Genomic DNA, 16,590 nt, shown 5'->3' on the forward strand with positions numbered 1-16,590 from the left:
AGCGCAGCCAGCCACCGTGGGGCTCGCCATCGACGTGCCGGAATACACGGTATACCCGGACGACTTCTTCGCCGCCACGATGTCGACGCCCGGCGCGCACCCCTTGAAGCGCCCGTTCTCGACCCCGCCCCCCGCCGCGATGCTCGCCACATGCGTGCCGTGACCGATATCGTCGTGCGGCGCGTCGCTGCCGGGCTCGATGTTCTCGAAGCCGATGATGCGATCGCGCAGGTCCTTGTGCGGGGCGATCCCGGTGTCGATGAGCGCGATGCCGACGCCGCGGCCGGTGAACCCCTCGCTCCACATCTTCTCGACGCCGAGTGTGCCGCGCGCACTGTACATCCCGGCGGGAGGTGGGGTCTGCGGCCCCGGGCTCTCAGGCACGTGGATGCGGGCATCGGCGTGCACCGCCACCCCCTCGCCGAGGGCCGACATGTGACGCAGACGCGCCGCCGTCTGGGTTCCCGCCTCAATGGCGAACGCGTCGACGAGCGGTAGATCGCGAACCAACCGAGCCTGGGGATCAGCCTCGAGCAGCGCAGCCTTGAGCGCTTCGCGCCGCTCGGCGTCGGGCACCGTGACGATGATGCGCTCCTGCCCGTGGGCAGGGGGCATCTGCGGGAGGCCTGCGCCCCCCCCCGACCGGGGGGCGGCGGTCGCAACCGGCACGTTGGGGGACGAGACGCGCGGCATGGGGCCTGTCTGCATTCGACGGTGTCCTCTCACTCGTGTGCTCCGCGCGGGCGATGACCACGCGATGCTCGCTCTGAGCGTAGACGAACCTCCCGTGACAGGCGAGTACCGGACCCGTACCAGATGCCCCCCCGAGCATCGGCCATCGCACCGTGCAGAAGCGAGATGGGGGAGGAGGGCGGACGTCGCCCGGATAAGAGCCGGAGATCGTGAAGCCGATGCTGCCCAGGCCGCCAGAGACCTTTCTCGGACGCGACGACGAGCTCGAGCGCCTGCTGGCATTCCATCCCCGCCGCCACCTCATCTTCGTGAAGGGCCTGGCCGGCATCGGCAAGACGGCGCTTGCGCTTCGATTCGCGCAGCAGGTGCGAGGAGCCGCCCCCGGCCGCCCCGTCTTCTTCGTGCGCTGCCTCGAGGGAGGCTCGTTCGAAGACGTGGCCGCCGCCGTCGAGACGGCCGACGACGCAGGCGAAACAGGCGCGGGGGCGTCGGCGGTCGACCCGAAGGCACGCATGCTGAGCCTTGTGGGCCGGTTGAACGACCGCGACGCCCTGCTCATCGTCGACGACGTGCACCTGCTGCCGGACGCTGAGCTGGCTGACTTCGTGCGCCTGGTTCAAGACTATCTCGAGGCACACGTGCTCATGACATCGCGTCGCGAGCTGCCACTGCCCTCCGTCGAAACCGTGGATGTGTGCCAGCTGAAGCTAGACGCACTCGACCCGCGCGCGTCGACCCAGCTCGTGGGCGACCTGCTCGCGCTGCACGGTGGCTCACCGCTGCTCGATGAGACAACCGTGTCACAGCTCGTCTCCGAGGTGGGCGGGCACCCGTTCATGCTTCGCATGCTGGCCAGCGTTGTGGTAACACGCTCTCTCGACGCCAAGGGGCTGGCCAGAGAAACGACAGCCGAGCTGCGCCCCTGGCTGCTCGGCACCGTGCTTGGCGAGCTCGACAGCTGCGAACGCGCGGTGCTCGAGGCGGTGGCCACGGCCCGCGCCGCGATCCGGGTGGATGTGGTGAGCGCGGTGGTCGGCGACCCCCTGACCGGTGCCGCGCTCGCGTCACTGGAGCAGCGCTTCCTGGTGGAGCGCGAGTCACGCGCGCACGTGCGGCTGCACCCGATTCTCGCCGAGCACGTGCGAGGCGAGATGACAGACGCCCAGCGCCGTGACCTTCACGGTCGCCTCTCCCTGCGGCTGCGTGACGCTGGCGAAGCGACGCTGGCCTTTCACCATGCCGTGGAAGCGAGAATGCCCGAAGCTGCCGCAGAGCTGCTGGCAGACACGGCGGGCACTCGCTGCTCTCGTGGCCAGTATCTCTCGCTGCTCGACGATGTGGAACGCCTCGAGGGTCTTGGCGCAGCCGTTCCCCCTCGAGTCGACATCATGCGGGCAAACGCACTGTCGATCACCGGACGCGCCGGCGAGGGACTGGCCCTGCTGCGTCGCATCTGCGAGAGCTCGAGCGACCCCCAGCTGCTCACCGACGCCCTGACCTCGACAGGGGGCGCGCACATCAACACGGGTCACTACATCACCGCACTGCACTGCTATCGCGAAGCCCTGGCCCTCTGCGACAACGACCCCCCCACAGCGAACCTCTTCAAGTGCCTGCACTACCTCGGACTCATTCATGGGTACAGGGGCGAGATGTCAGAGGCCTTCGCATTTCTCGATCGCAGCCTGCAGCTCTCCGCGCGTCCGGGACATGAGGCGGCCCGCCCCCACGGCATGCGCCTCAAGGCCACGCTCCTCGCCCTCGTCGAGCGCCACGACGAGGCCCTCGCCCTGGCCCGCGAGACCGTGGCCCTGGCCGACGCCGCAGGCGCCGTGCGCGTGGCGTCGTACGCACGCTACGCCCTCGCCCTCGCCCACCTCGGCCGTGGCGAGACCGGCGCGGCACGCGAGGCACTTGAGGCCATGCGCCGCGATGGCGAGACCCGAGGTGACGTGCACGTGCAGGCCCACGCCTATCTCGAGCTGGGTCAGGCGGCCCTCGAGGAAGGCGTTGCAGACGACGCCCAGCAGGCTCTCTTTGTCGCGCTCGGCTGGTTCCGCGCCCAGGGAGACGGGCTTGGCGCCGCCACCACAGAAGTGCGTCTCGGCACCGTCAAGCTCGCCCTCGGACGAATCGACGACGCGCATGAGCACTTCGAAACAGCCGCACTGGCGGCAAGCGAGCGTGGCAACCCCCGCCTCGAAGCCGAGGCCCTCCTCGGATTGGCCGAGACCGCCCTCGAGCGCAGCGCCCTCGACCGGGCCAGAGACCATGCGACGCGCGCCCTTGCGCTGCTCGCGCATCTCGAGCTGCCGTCGCTCTCCGAAGAAGCCCGTCGGCTGCTCGACGAAGCCGAAGCGAAGCCCGTGGAGCAGAGACCGTCATCGGCGCGGCTCTCGGTGCGTGGCGAGCGCGCGAGGCGCGACGCACGGCGCGAGACACGCCGCCACCGCGCGGGTCAGCGACGCCTGCGCGCCATCACGGATCAAGGGGCCCACGATCTCACGGAGAGCGAAGCCGCAACCCTTCGCGCGCAGGCTGAAGCCTTTTCGTTCTATCTCGATGAGCCCGAGCGGATGCTGCGCATCCGAGGCAAGGGCGACCTTCCCGTGTTCCGCAAGCGGGTCGTCTCACGACTTCTGCTCGCACTGGTGAACGCGGGCCGCTTCGGCCTCACCGTGGAAGAGCTCTCTCCCCTCGTCTGGGGCTATCCCTCTGAGGGGGAATCGACAGCGCTCGAAGTGCGCAAGTCGGTGTCGAGACTCCGCGACCTGGTCGAAGAAGATCGGGCCAACCCGCGCGTCGTGCGCCACATCGAGGGCGTCGCTGGGGGCCCTGGGCGCTACGCCGTTCACCTGCCTGAAGGGGCCTGCGTCATTCTGCATCGAGACGCGACCTCGACGAGCAGCAGCCACTGACGCTAGAAGAACAGAAAAGCGGCAAGGCTCCGGCTTCAGGGCCGGAACCTCGCCGCTCCGCGAGGTCGCGTCAGGGGCTCAGGCGATCAGTGCTTGTCGCCGCCCTCGGCCTTGTCACCACCGTCGGCCTTGTCACCACCGTCGGCCTTGTCGCCGCCCTCGGCCTTGTCACCGCCGTCGGCCTTGTCACCACCGTCGGCCTTGTCACCGCCGTCGGCCTTCTTGCCACCCTCGGCCTTGTCGCCGCCGTCGGCCTTCTTGCCGCCCTTGTCAGACGCCCCGCCCTCACCAGGCTTGACCTCGAACTCGTGCGGCTTCAGCGCCTTGCCGTCGACACTCAACAGAACCGCGTACTTGCCCACCGGCCAGCCCGCTGTGGGCGCCGAGAACTTGACGGTCGCCAGGCTGACGCCCTTGGCGTCGGGCTCATCGCCCATCTCGAAATCGGTGCTGGTGGCCTCGACGTTCTTGAGCGTCTGGCCGTCCTGGGTCTTCACCTCGATGGCCTGGAGCGTCGCGTGGAACTTTGCGCCCTTCTTGACGCCACTCACCTCGGTGATGAAGCACAGCGCCGCGTCGGTCGACTTGAAGTCGGCAGTCGGCTGCGAGATCTCTTTCTTCTTGTCATCGACGGCCGTGCCGGAAGTGACCTTCACAACGGTCACATCGGACGCCTGACCGCTGGCGGCTGCGCCCGAGGGGGCCGCGCTGGTCGACGGCGCTGCGCTGGCGGCAGCGCTCGGCGGCGCAGAAGGCGTTCCCGTCGTCTGGGTTCCCCTGTTCTGCTGGCACGACGTGGCCGCCAGCATGAAGGTCATCAGCCCCGCAAGAAGGGTACGGTTGTTCACAGTTATCGGTTTCCTCAGCTTCAAGATGCCGCCCGACGTAGATTCTCTTCGAGGAGAACGAGGTGCAGCCGTGAGGCTGCACGCCTCCGCGAACCTGCCGAAGCAGTGTCGGTCTCAGCGGTAGCCGTCGGTTCGAGGTGAGTGCCACTTTTCCTTCCCCACCACCGCACGGTAGACTTCCCCTGGGCCGCCCGAGGTCGACCTTCGTCAACCTGTTGGTCGCGCAGCCTTCGCGGAGAGCGAGGAGGCGCGCGAGCCCAGCGCGGCGCCCAGCATCGCCTCCCCATCCGGGGCCGTGAACCCTCGGGTGAGCAGGGATTCGATGGTGGCGAGATCGGCCAGCACGATGAGGCCGTCTCCCGTGTTCACCACGTCAGAAGACTGTGGGTGTACCCGAACCTGCCCCTCGGTGCGATGCACCACGACGGTCACCCCCTCCGCGCGTTCGAGGTCCTCGATAGCGCGACCCACGTGAGGGCATTCCTGGCGCACGCGCAGATCGCTCACGCTCAGCAGGGTGTCGGCCACATGGAACGAGTGAAGAACGCTCCTCGACATGGCGCTCAGCGCGACCGCTGGCGCGCTCAGGCTCGAGGTCGAGAAGACCATGTCGATGCGCAGCGCACGCTGCATCTTGCGTCCGAGGTCGGTGTCGAACAAGCGGATGACGGTGCGAATGGTCGGGTTGAGCTCGCGCGCCGAGAGCACGATGTCGAGATTGCAGAGGTCATCATCGGTGGCCACCACGATGCTGCGCGCGCGGGCAACACTGGCCGCCTCGAGCAATCCCACGTCGCGGGCGTCCCCCAGGATGACCGGTATCCCGGCGCGCTTCGCCCGCTCGACGAAGCTGCTCTCTCGAGCAATGATCACGACATCCTGTCCAAGGTCATAGAGATGCTCGATGACACGCACGCCGACGTGCCCGAGCCCGCACACCACGATGTGATCCTTGTAGGTCGAAGCCACGATTCGCTGCCATTCCTCTCCGCGAAGACTCTTGTTCACAACCAGGTGCCCGAAGCGCGCCACGCCCTCGACCACGACGATGAGACCCAGCAGGGGCAGCGCATAGAACAGCACCTGCAGATCGAGCTGACCTTCCGGGAACTTCAGCTGGGGCTGAAAGAAGATCATGTTGAACGTGACATAGGTGGCGCGGGCGAACGAGATCACCTCGCCACCATCGTGGTAGTGCGCCGAGATCAGCCATCCCCCCACGAGCAGCAGCATGATGAAAGCCGCGATGGAGACCCAGAACTCACGCGCCAGCACCTGCAGATCGCGCCAGGTCGCTACGATGTGACGCCAGACACGCTTTCGCACCGTGCCGTTCAATCGGTTCAAAGGCCACGCCCTGTAGGGCGTCCCCGACTCCTGCGCCATCGGCTACCCCCTCCTCATCTCGCTGCTCTCCGGCTCATCCGCGTTCCGCCCCCGCCTCCATCTGCTGCAAGATGAGGTCAACGAAGCCCGCGCCGATGGAACCGTCGGAGGGGCCGAAAGCGCGAGCAAGCCCCGCGCGCTCCGCCTCTTTCAACCCGCCCCCCTCGGAGAACGGCCGAAACAGCTCCTCAATGATCTTCCCGTGGTAGTACCCGGTCTCGGGCAGGGTGAGGGCAATGGGCACGCCGCCCATGGCAGCGAACTCGGCCAGCATGCTGGTGGGCGAGCTCACCACGGCGAGGGCGTGCTGCAAGACCTCGAGGTTGTGGTACGGGAGCGATGTCGGATCGATGACGTGCAGCTTCGGGCTGCCGATCTTCCCCACGACGGTGCGAACCTCCGTGAGATTGTCCCCCCCCCAGGGCTTGAACACGATGTGCACGTCGGGTCGATGCTTGAGAACGTCCAGCATGCGTCGTAGCAGCGCCTCGCAGGCCACGGTGCTGAGGATGGTGGCGTGATTGGTGCTGCAGAGCACATCGGCGAAGACCACGACGTGCCGCACCTCTTGTGGAAGCCCCAGCCGCTGAAGCCAGCCATTGACGCTCGGCCTGCGCGCGCGCGTGGAGAAGAGGTCGTGACGCGGGCGACCCGCAACCGCCAGGGGCACGTCGAATGCGCCGGACGCCTCGAGCGCGCACTGGCCGGCCTCCCCCCACACCGTGTAGATGTCCGCACGTGGACACCCGCTGGCCGCATCACGAATTCCATAGAGAAGATGCTCGAGGCTGTCGCACCCTATGACGGGCGCCACGGTGACAGCCCCCCCTCGTCGCGCAGCCTCGACAAGCTGGCGCTGCGATGTTCCGAAGTGGGTGAACACCACGGCACGGGGGCGATGCGCCCTGCAGAACGCCTCGAGGGCCTCCGCGTCAATCACCTTGTTGACGAGATAGGGCAGCACCGATTCAACCTGCTTCTCGAGATGGGCATCGATGCTGACGCCGCGGTGAAGCGGGAAGCGAACAGGTCTGTGCGGCTCTCCGCGCCAGGCGCGCCAGGCGCTTCGAATGCGCTCGACCACAGAGGGGGCCGCGCTCTTCGACCGCCAGCCGCGCAGCTCGACGAGTCGGGCGCGCTCGCACAGCGCCGTTGGAACCTGTGGATTGATGCTGTTGAGCGTGAGCTGTACGGTGGCCTGACCCCGTTGCTCGAGGGCTTCCACAATGCCATCGGAGAGCTGATCATACAGAACCTGCTGGCCGTCGTCATCGAACCAGCGCAGCTCGTCACCGAAGCGGATGACGGCAATGGCCCCCTGCGGAGGCGACGGCGGGCGATGCCCCCCTGCACTCGCCCCACTCTCGATACTGGCCACAGAGAGAAGCGGAGCCAGTGCCCAGCGGTCCTCGCGCAGCGACCGACCAGCGCTGCCCTCCTGTCTCGCAGACATCGTCCCGAACAGTCTCTGGAGGAATCCCGCAGGCCGCGGCGTCTCACGCGTGCGACGTCCCCACACCACGGACGACCACGCGGATTCACAGTCTCCCTGCGCCTCGAAGTGTCCCCAGCACACATTTGCGTGCGTACCTGGCAGCACCTTGCCTTGCAAGCGGAGCACGTCGTCGACGTAGACGAACGAGCGCCCCTGCGCGAGCCAGAGGGTGTATCGCGCCTCACGGCGGGTATCCAGGCGAACGCGCTCCCCGGTGGCGAGGCGAAGCTCCTGTGCGCCGAGGTACACGATCTGGCTGGCCGCCGCCCCCCCCAGCTCGAAGGCAACCGATTCGTCACTCCCACTGAACCATCGCAACACGACCTCGACGAAGTTGACAGACGCCTCGACGTCACGCGCGTACCATTGCGCGCAGTCGCTCGTTTGCAGGCGCAGGGCGTGCTCCGTGCACACAGACGAGGCACGCGCCCCTGTCTTGCACTGAAAGACCGCGTGGGCATCAAGCCTGGCGTTCCACGCGCCGAGAACCTCATCTGCGCTCGCCTGGTTGAGGTGGCCTGCAAGGAGCGACATCGCCGTCGGCGAGGACACCTCATCGACTACGACGCCATCTGAACCACGCAGCACAGCGAGCGCCGTCTCCCGCATCCAGATCAGGGCCGTGTCGTGCCCACAGACCGATACGCGGGCAGGTCGATAGCGCGTGAGCACGAGATGCACCGACTCGATGGCGCGGATCCACAGCCAGACCGTGTCGTGCAGCAAGAGGTCGATCGCCCACCACAGCGGCATTCCCAGGCCGCACTCGAGCGCGCTGAGCGTTCTCCCGTCTGCGCCAACGAGCCGCGACGCCGCCTCGTGCCACCGAATGGCGGAAGCATAGGCATCATCTTTCAACGCGGGGGGAACGACGTCGCTGATGCACACCACGGGAACCCCGTCGATTACGGTGGGCCAGTCTCCGCGGTGATTGAAGCGGATGAACAGCGACGGACGCTCCCGCCACTGCGCCACCTGGATTTCAAGCGGAGAGGTTCCGAAGCACAGACCGATGTGCGCGTGTGCCGTCTCGGCCATATCCCGTCAAGACACCTCTCCGAAGACATCGGCAAAGGCAGGCTTCGACCGCTCGAACCAGGCGTCGCGCTGCTCTGGCGAGAGCGCCAGAACCGCTTCGAGCGTCTCGACCACATCGCCGCGCGAAGGATGGCAGATCTCGCGGAACCGCCGCGTGTATGCCGCCGAGAAGTAGGCGCGGGAGGCTGGCGTGTCCATCAAGATCGGCACCACGCCGAAGTACCAGGCCTCTCCGATGAACGAGCTCACCGTCGAGATCTGGACATCGCAGGCGCGCAGAAGCTCGACGTTGTGGAACGGCTCGTTGAAGGCGCTGTGGAACAGCGTGTAGTTCTTCTTGAAGTACGGTGTGGCGAGATCGAGAATCGAGCGGGGATCCTGACCGGGCCAGGGCTTGAACAGCACGAAGCAGGCATCGCGGTTGGCCAGATCGGCCAGCGCCTCGAGGAACCGCACGTACTCGAGCGGATCGACCAGCGGAAAGCCGAGAATGCTCTGCACCACCGAGACCATGACCACGGGGAGATCGAGGGGCAGGACCAGGCGCTGGCGCAGCGCGCCCCGATCGAGGTCGCGGAACGCCGCGTAGGGCCGTAGCTTGAACATGCAGCTCGACTCGGTCTCACACGTATATCCGAGGCTGCGGATCTGCCTCTCGTGAAAGCGCCCCCAGGTGAGGATGCGATGCGGCTGTCTCACCGCTCCCGCCAGCTCATTCAGGTTGTACGAGAAGGTATAGGGCCCTAGCACGCGCTGAACGCCCACAACGGTGTGCTGCGGGTAGTGCTCGAGCAGGTACTGAGAGAGCGCGAACAGCGTGGAGTCGAAGTTGTCGAGATGGATCTCGACCGGCTCACGGAACTGCGAGACGATCGCGTCAGCGCACGTCACCAGATCGAGGTCATGACCGGTGAGCAGCTCGAACAGCGCTCGATTCTTCTCGAGCGCCGTCGCAAAGCCCGACTCGAGCCCGCCGGACCCGTAGCCGCCCTCCCAGATCAGGCCTTCGATGAGCGGCCCGACGTGCGGCCGCGGGCCCGGGTCGCGGAAGCAGTCGAGCAGCAGCACCCGCGGGTGCTCGAGACGCGTGTTGTCAACGATGTCAAGCGACCCGTAGAGCACGACGAGGGTGTCGCGCGGGATCTCCATCGACTGGAAGTCGACGAGGCCCTCGAGATACTTGTGATACAGATAGGGCTTCCCCTCGATATGCGAGCGCTTCATCTCCCCCGCGTCAACGAAGACGACACGACTGATGCGGGCCGTGGGGACGCGGCGGCCCTTGCGCTTCTTCAAGGCGCGCAGCTGCAGGCGGCGCACGACCTTCTTGACGGGTGCGAACACCCCCGCCAGCGCGCTCAGCAAGCCGAGGCCCAATGACAGCCTCGGCAGCTCAGAGGGAAGGCGCAGCCAGCGCCGCCGTGCCGATGCGCGAACCAGCCCGCTGACGTCGAGGCTGACACGCGGCCGGGTGCGCGTGCGGCGCTTGCGCTTGAGCGCCTGCACGAAACACCCCTCGATGAATGTCAGCTGCAAGCGCCGGAACGTGGTGAGCAGGTTGTGCGCATGCCGCCCCGCGGGAAGGCGCAGGTCGTACTTCTCGAGCATGCGGCCGTGGATGCGATTGACTGCGTCTGAGACGCGTCGGCGAAGGCCCGCACGGCGGACGTGCGTCTTGGCCGTCTTCTCGATCTGGCTCAGCACCTTTCAAACCCTTCTCGCTTCTCCCCCGTGGGGGCCTGTACGAGGCTCGCTCCGGCAGGCGGCCACAGGATTCGGCCGCAACCCGGGAAAACCTCTCGAACCGCCTCGGCACGTCGCTCGAACACGCCGCTCGTGACACGTCGCAGCCCTGGCCTGAGCGGGTTCAGGCGTCTGACCGCTGCTCGGTGAGACGCAGATCGTTGAGATAGTGCGCGACCGCCGTGTGCGGGTCGCCGTAGTAGGCCTGACGCCCCTTCATCAGGTAGAGGGCCTTGGTGCAGTGGTGACGCACGAAATCGACCCCGTGGGTGACGATGATGACGGCGCGCGCGCGCTTGATGAGATCGTCCATGCGGCGCGCCGCCTTGTCGCGGAAGCGCGCGTCTCCCGCCCCGAGAGGTTCATCGAGCATGAGGATGTCCGGCGTGATGCTGGTCGCGAGGGCGAAGATGAGACGCGCCTTCATTCCGTCTGAGTAGTACTTGAAGGGTCGATCGATGTACTCGTGAAGCTCGGAGAAGTCGATGATCTCCTGCACCGACGCCTCGATCTGACGAGGATCGAGCTGAAGATACGAACCGGCCATGTAGATGTTCTCACGACCCGTGGCCTCATCGCGGAACCCGACGCCGGCCCGCAGCAGCACGTGCTTGCCGTAGACCGCGATCTCGCCTGTCTTGATGGGAATGAGTCCGGCGATGCAGCGGAGCAGCGTTGACTTCCCCGCGCCGTTCTCGCCGATGATGCCGAGGATGTCGCCCTGATGGACATCGAACGCGATATGGCGCAGCACGTCGAAGGTCTCGACACGCACCCGCCGCAGGATGCGCCCGAGGGCGAGCACTCTGTGAGGCGCCGTCGAGAACTGCACCGAGAGATCGGCCACCCGAACGACGGGCGTCGGAACCTTGTCGCGATTCTGGTCGAGCCAGCGCTGCGAGAGCGCAGGGTCGCACCTTCGCAGCAACCCCTCGAGCACCTGGGAATTGAAGGGGCGCGCCCCGAGGGCCTTGTCGAGAAGCGGCCCGAAGCGGTCTTCGAGACCCGGGATGTCCGGGCTCTCCACCGACGCCAGGATCTCGTGCAATGCCTCTGTGTCCAACGCCTCGACACAGGCGCGCGCGTGGTGCAGAAAGAGATCGATGCGCGCATCAGCAGGCGAGAGAGACACCCCGGGAACCTTCCAGACCTCGAGGGCATAGACCTGGGCCGAGAGGTCAGCCTCGTTGCGCCCCACAAGCTCGAGGGCCAGACGTGGCAGGTGAGGACGCCGCTCGGAGAGCGTCTGACGCACCTCGAGCCGGCCATTCACGTGGAGCTCGGTGGTCTGTGGCGCAAACACGAACGTGCAGAGCGTGGTGGTCTTCGACGTGTAGAGGCGCGTGCGGCCGAGCTCGCACAGCGTGACGCTGGCATTCGAGAAGCGCACCGCCTCCTCGTGCGCGCCCTCGCCATCAGACGCGCGCAGCAGCAGGTACATGCTGTCTCCCACGTTCGAGGTGAAGTTGATGAGCATGTGCACCACGAGGGTGCCCTCGGGCAGCGATTGCTCGAGCGCAAGACGGGATCGCTGCTCGCCCAGGGTCTCCAGATACAGGTAGTTGGAGAAGACGAGCGATCTTCCCGTGCCCCCCGCGATCAGCTCACGCCGCAGATCGGCCTCGGCGTCGCCAGGCCGGACCGTCGAGTAGACGCGCTCTGCGCCGTAGGCGTCGGCCAGCCTGTCGAACGCGGCACGCAGACGCACCTGCGCCTCCTTGTCGGACTCGGCGTAGTCTCCGATGGCGCGATACAAGGAGGCATAGGTGTCGACCGCGATGCCGAGGCGCTCGAGCATGGCCGCCGCCTCGTGAAAGCGCCCGTGAGCGGACAGATCCACGGCAGCGCTGACCGAGTCGGGCACGGCGCTCGCGTGAGGCGTGCCGGTCGTCGTGTCTACGGGCTCAGTGCCTTCGCCGATGTGTGTCGTCACGTTGATGGCGGGAAGTCATCCCGCAGGCTCCTGTGCAGATTGCGTATCATAGAAATGCGTAGTAGTAGTAGCGCGCGCGCCGGAACAGCGCCAGGCCGACGAGGTTGAGCACCAGGGCCACGCCGATCACGACGAGCAGCGGCGTGAGCGCGGGACAGCGATATTCGATGAAGATCTGCTGGTAGGGCGGCAGGATCCAGTAGAGGGGGTTGAGCTTGAGCACCCAGGCGTACGCCCCCATTCGCTGCTGCGCCACGGCCGTGGGAAAGAGCGCGGGCGAGAGGTACCACAGAAGGGGGAGCACCTGCCCGAGAATGGCGTTGAGGTCCTTGACGAACGTGCCGAGAACAGCGAGCACCATGATGAACGGGACCATCACCAGCACCTGCGCCAGCAGCACCAGGGGAAAGGCAAAGATGGCCGCACCGAACCAGATGTGCCGGAAGATCACCAGGAACGCCATCGTGACGACGAGGTTCATGAGCATGACCACGAAGTCCTTGCACAGCGTCACCGCAAGCAGCAGGTTCACCGAGAGGTCGGTGTCGCGCAGCAGGCTCGCATACCCGGTGATGAGAACGCACGCGTTGCCGACAGCGCGATAGAACCAGACCCAGAACACGATCTCCACCAGGATGGTGAGAAACCGCTGGGTCCCCGCCTCTCCCCCGATATCGAACACCACGGCAGTGAGAAACCAGTAGACCAGCGACATCAGCAGCGGCTCGAGCAAGAGCCAGAGCCATCCCAGCGAACGACCGAAGTAGGTGGCCTTCAGCTCGCCACGGGTGATGCGGGCCACGCGCATGGCGTTGGCTCGCAGGCCCGCACGCGTCTCTGCCCAGGAGGGTTGGGGGCGCTCGATGCCCCGGGGCGTCACGCGCATCCAGGTCTGGCCTGGCGCGGTGGGTTCCGGGTGGATGAGGCTCGAAATCGACATCCCCTGGCTCAGCTTCCTTTCTGGGAGTGCTGTTCGAGAGCGGCGCTGAATCGCGTCGAAAAGGCCGTGGCGTGGCGGGGAATGGTTCGCGCCTGTCGTCAACCAGATCCTGCAGGCGAACACCCCGCCGATGATGTCCGGCTGTTCACAGCGTTTTAACCTGCGCCGCCCCGAGATGCGCTACACTCCGGAACGTATGCATGTGAGTGAAGGATGCCCTGCGTTCCTCCCCCGTCCGCTGCCCGTGCCGCGCGATGGGCGCGGAGCCACGCCTCTCCCCCCGGACGCAGCCCAGGGTGACACCTTCACGCGGTCGAGCGGCGAGCGCGGCCGACCCGCTGCGGGTTCGACGTCTTGCCCGAGCGCCGCCCGCAACCCGCTCCTCACCAGCACGGCGATGCCCGCGCTGCAAGAAGGCGCGCAGCGCGACTTCTGGGCCTGGGACTTTGCTGTCATGCCCCCCGCCCCAAAGGTCGTTCACGCCACCTTGCGCGCCTTGGGCGACCGTTCCCAGATCTGGGTCGATGACAGCGCCTACGGTCAATCGGTGAGCGCGGCCGACGTTGCCGCCCTGGGCGACCGCCTTGAGCGCCACGCCCCTTCCGGCGCCGTCGACCCCACCCGCGGCATCGTGGACATCGACACCGCCTACTTCGGCCCGCCCCCCACCGGCATCGACCCGGATCCACGGGTCACCGTTCTGGTGACGCCGTTCGCCACCTTCAACGGTACGAGCATGGACGGCTACTTCAACGCCTTCGATCAGATGCCGGACAGCGAGTCGTGGCAGAAGTACCAGCAGCACTCGAACGAGCGCAACGTCATCTACCTGAACGCCGCCGGCGCCCCCATAAGCGGCGACTACATGCAGGGCGTGCTGGCGCACGAACTGTCACACCTCCTTCAGTACGGACGCGCCCCGGAGCAGTCATCGTGGCTGGGGGAGACCCTGGCCGAGGTGGCCATGGCCGTGAACGGCTACCACACCGACCACAGCCACGTGACGCGTCATCAGCGCAAGCCGTCATCGCCCGTGGAGAGCGACACCTATGTCGACTACGGCGCCGCCTACCTGCTGGGCACCTTCATGCTCGAGCGCTATGGCGCGGGATTCATCACGGCCCTCGCCGCCCACGAAGGCAATGGTCGTGGCGCCATCGACGCCACGCTCCGCGAGTGCGGTAGCACCGACACGTTCCAGAGCCTCATCGGCGACTGGGCCGTGGCCAACTACGCCGACGCCCGTGGCGCCGTTGGTCCAGGCCGTCACTACGCATCACTCGACGTGCCCGCGCCGGCCGAGACCGTCGTGAGCAGCACAGAGGCCCACGCCGAGGGAAGCCTTAAACCCACGGGCGTGGCCTACATCCGCGTCGACGCGGAGCGGGGGGCGAGGCTCGAGGTCGAGGGAGGGTCGGCGGCGGTGCGCGCGCTCAGGTTCGACGGGCCCAGGCTCTCCGTGACCGAGCTCGACGCGCGCGGGGGCGTCAATGTGGCCGCAGGCACCGTGCTCGCCATCGCGGCTGTCGGCAGCGAACCCGCGCGCTACACGGTACAGGCCGCCTCCTGAGCGCGCCCTGAATCGAGCAGACCCGGCGCGAGCCGCGGCTCACTCGCCGGATTCGTGGAGCCGATGATCGACCACCTCGTGGCGATACCAGTAGAAGAATGCCGAGACAGCCGCGAGCACCGCAACGGCCGATAGCACGGTGAAGGCGCGGTCCCAGCCGTAGGTCTCGGCGATGGCGCCGATGCCACGCCCCGCCATGGCGCCGGCCAGGTAGCCCGCGGTATCGATGAGGCCCGCGGCGGTGGCGCTTCCGTGCCGCCCGCCGAGATCGAGGGAGATCGCCCCACCCAGGAACGAGTACGGGCCGATCATGCACGCCCCGGCCAACCCGACGCAGAGCATGGCCTGCCCCACCGTGAGGCCGCGATCGTGAAGCCCCATGACATAGAGAACCCCCACCAGCCCCAGCAGGGGAAACGAGATGACGGGGCCGCGCCGCCCCCGCAGCAGACGGTCGCTGATGAATCCGCACGCAACGACCGAGAAGCCCCCGAAGAGCGGGAACAGCGCGCTGTACTGCGCCGCCTCGCCCGCCGAGATCCCGGTGGCGTGGGTGAGCCAGCGCGGCAGCCACAGATTGAAGGTCTCGCGGATGAGCGTGAGGCAGAAGCACATGGCCATGGCGGCCCAGAACGAGGTGCTGCGCAGGAAGGGCAGGACGAGCTCGTGCAGATCGTGGGCGCGCTCGACGTCTCCCTCTGCGCCGTACAGGTTGTCCGGGTTCGAATGAACCGGCTCCCCGCCAACCTCAGCGGGGCTCTCCTTCACGGCGAACAGGCAGACCCCCCAGATCGCCACGAGAATCGCCCCGGCAACGGCGAACAATGTGCGCCACCCCAGACCGGCGGCGATGAGCCGCCCGAGAAAGAACCGTCCCGCGGCGTCTCCAAAGAGCCAGCTGAGACTGAGAACGCTCATCACCCGACCATAGTGCTCGAACGAATACCAGTTCGAGGAGATCTTCACCAGCGCGCTCCAGCCGGTCGACTGAACGAGGCGATTGGCGCACCACGCGGCAAGCAGCACGCCGAACGCGGAGCTGGCCCCGAACCACCAGGTGCAGGCGGCCGACGCCAGCATGGCCGCCAGAAACGGACGACGCCCCCCTAGAAAGTCGCAGGTCACGCCGCTGAACAGCTTGCCAGCAGCGTAAACGAGAACGCCAACCGAGGCAAATGTGCCGATGGCCTTCTCATCGACGCCCTGGGCCCCCAGGTCGGCAATGATGAGCGGGGCGGCCACCGACAGATCAGAGCGACAGAGGTAGTAGCCGGCATACCCGAGCACCAGACCCGCGAGGGTGAGGGCGCGCCAGGCCCTCACCGTGCGCGGAGCCGTATGCGGGGGGAGCGATGGCGACGTCTGCATGGCGCCCGCTTTCGCACAGCGGCGCTCGTCTTCCTATGAGAGCCGCACGCGCGTCAATCCACCGAACGTCGTCCTTCCTTCACCTCTGAGCGCCGCTTCTTCGACTCGAGACGGCGCTCTTTCGAGGCGCGCGTGGGCTTCGTGCGACGTCGAGGCGTGGGCGGACGAAGCGCCGCCTCGACCATCTCCGCGAGCTTGTCGACGCAGGCCTGACGGTTGCGATCCTGATCACGATGGATCTGCGATGTGATGAGCAGCTCTCCGTCAAGGGTGAGGCGGTTGCGCTGCTGTGCCAGGAGGCGCGCCATGACGGGCTCTGGCAGGGCACTGGAGCCCACCGCCTTCCATCGCAGCTGCGCCTTCGAGGCCACCTTGTTGACGTTCTGGCCGCCTGGACCGCCCGAGCGCGCAAAGGTCCAGGTCAGCTCCTCGTCCGGTATCGTGATGCCCTCGCGCACGTCCATCTCGCGGCTCCCTTCGTGCCAGGCAGTGCTGGCCGCTGGCATGATTCTTCCCGCAGCGGTCGGTGTACTGCTGAGATGACGGCGCGCTCACCGTGAACACACGTTAACAAAACGGACCTCGCCCCGCGCTCAGCGCCGGCGTAGGATGTCGACCGAGGGAGAGCATTTCGGAGGACCCCCACCCCCATGATCTG

11 protein-coding genes are annotated in these 16,590 nt (G+C 66.9%); 3 read left to right on the top strand and 8 right to left on the bottom strand.

Features of this window, described 5'->3' with window-relative positions:
• Nucleotides 1-435: hypothetical protein (locus EB084_06515; GenBank protein NDD27900.1), on the bottom strand; the 435-nt coding region annotated here is incomplete at its 3' end.
• Between the two features lie 467 nt (nucleotides 436-902).
• Here EB084_06515 and EB084_06520 point away from each other — a divergent pair.
• Together EB084_06520 and EB084_06525 are read left to right on the top strand one after the other, a co-directional pair.
• On the top strand, nucleotides 903-3,611 hold the full coding sequence (locus tag EB084_06520; GenBank protein ID NDD27901.1) for a hypothetical protein: 2,709 nt from the start codon (nucleotides 903-905) through the stop codon (nucleotides 3,609-3,611).
• A 93-nt stretch (nucleotides 3,612-3,704) separates the two neighbouring features.
• Complete coding sequence (locus tag EB084_06525) at nucleotides 3,705-4,289, top strand: hypothetical protein (protein ID NDD27902.1); 585 nt, start codon at nucleotides 3,705-3,707, stop codon at nucleotides 4,287-4,289.
• Between the two features lie 377 nt (nucleotides 4,290-4,666).
• On the opposite strand, the gene EB084_06530 is transcribed toward EB084_06525, so the two are convergent.
• The 5 genes from EB084_06530 to EB084_06550 all read right to left on the bottom strand — a co-directional run bounded on the left by EB084_06530 (nucleotide 4,667) and on the right by EB084_06550 (nucleotide 12,994).
• Nucleotides 4,667-5,845 carry a hypothetical protein gene (locus tag EB084_06530; GenBank protein ID NDD27903.1) on the bottom strand — a complete coding sequence of 393 codons (1,179 nt, stop codon included), beginning with the start codon at nucleotides 5,843-5,845 and terminating at the stop codon, nucleotides 4,667-4,669.
• Between the two features lie 34 nt (nucleotides 5,846-5,879).
• Nucleotides 5,880-8,378: a hypothetical protein gene (locus EB084_06535; GenBank protein ID NDD27904.1), complete on the bottom strand. Its 2,499-nt coding sequence runs from the start codon at nucleotides 8,376-8,378 to the stop codon at nucleotides 5,880-5,882.
• A gap of 6 nt (nucleotides 8,379-8,384) precedes the next feature.
• A complete protein-coding gene (locus EB084_06540) occupies nucleotides 8,385-10,082 on the bottom strand; it encodes a hypothetical protein (GenBank protein ID NDD27905.1) in 1,698 nt (565 codons plus the stop codon).
• A 163-nt stretch (nucleotides 10,083-10,245) separates the two neighbouring features.
• Nucleotides 10,246-12,054: an ABC transporter ATP-binding protein gene (locus EB084_06545; GenBank protein ID NDD27906.1), complete on the bottom strand. Its 1,809-nt coding sequence runs from the start codon at nucleotides 12,052-12,054 to the stop codon at nucleotides 10,246-10,248.
• A gap of 46 nt (nucleotides 12,055-12,100) precedes the next feature.
• Nucleotides 12,101-12,994: a hypothetical protein gene (locus EB084_06550; protein ID NDD27907.1), complete on the bottom strand. Its 894-nt coding sequence runs from the start codon at nucleotides 12,992-12,994 to the stop codon at nucleotides 12,101-12,103.
• A gap of 244 nt (nucleotides 12,995-13,238) precedes the next feature.
• On the opposite strand from EB084_06550, the gene EB084_06555 reads away from it, so the two are divergent.
• Complete coding sequence (locus EB084_06555) at nucleotides 13,239-14,564, top strand: hypothetical protein (GenBank protein NDD27908.1); 1,326 nt, start codon at nucleotides 13,239-13,241, stop codon at nucleotides 14,562-14,564.
• Between the two features lie 39 nt (nucleotides 14,565-14,603).
• Here EB084_06555 and EB084_06560 read toward each other — a convergent pair whose 3' ends face one another.
• Together EB084_06560 and EB084_06565 are read right to left on the bottom strand one after the other, a co-directional pair.
• Nucleotides 14,604-15,932: an MFS transporter gene (locus EB084_06560; protein ID NDD27909.1), complete on the bottom strand. Its 1,329-nt coding sequence runs from the start codon at nucleotides 15,930-15,932 to the stop codon at nucleotides 14,604-14,606.
• A 53-nt stretch (nucleotides 15,933-15,985) separates the two neighbouring features.
• On the bottom strand, nucleotides 15,986-16,396 hold the full coding sequence (locus tag EB084_06565) for an aminoacyl-tRNA hydrolase (GenBank protein ID NDD27910.1): 411 nt from the start codon (nucleotides 16,394-16,396) through the stop codon (nucleotides 15,986-15,988).
• Between the last annotated feature and the right edge of the window lie 194 nt (nucleotides 16,397-16,590).

The organism is Pseudomonadota bacterium (assembly GCA_010028905.1).
Lineage (GTDB): Bacteria > Vulcanimicrobiota > Xenobia > RGZZ01 > RGZZ01 > RGZZ01.

Excerpts from the sequence above, each read along its gene's own strand:
- EB084_06565 (NDD27910.1), bottom strand. The coding sequence starts at position 16,396 with ATGGACGTGCGCGAGGGCATCACGATACCGGACGAGGAGCTGACCTGG.
- EB084_06560 (NDD27909.1), bottom strand. The coding sequence starts at position 15,932 with ATGCAGACGTCGCCATCGCTCCCCCCGCATACGGCTCCGCGCACGGTG.
- EB084_06530 (NDD27903.1), bottom strand. The coding sequence starts at position 5,845 with ATGGCGCAGGAGTCGGGGACGCCCTACAGGGCGTGGCCTTTGAACCGA.
- EB084_06550 (NDD27907.1), bottom strand. The coding sequence starts at position 12,994 with ATGTCGATTTCGAGCCTCATCCACCCGGAACCCACCGCGCCAGGCCAG.
- EB084_06535 (NDD27904.1), bottom strand. The coding sequence starts at position 8,378 with ATGGCCGAGACGGCACACGCGCACATCGGTCTGTGCTTCGGAACCTCT.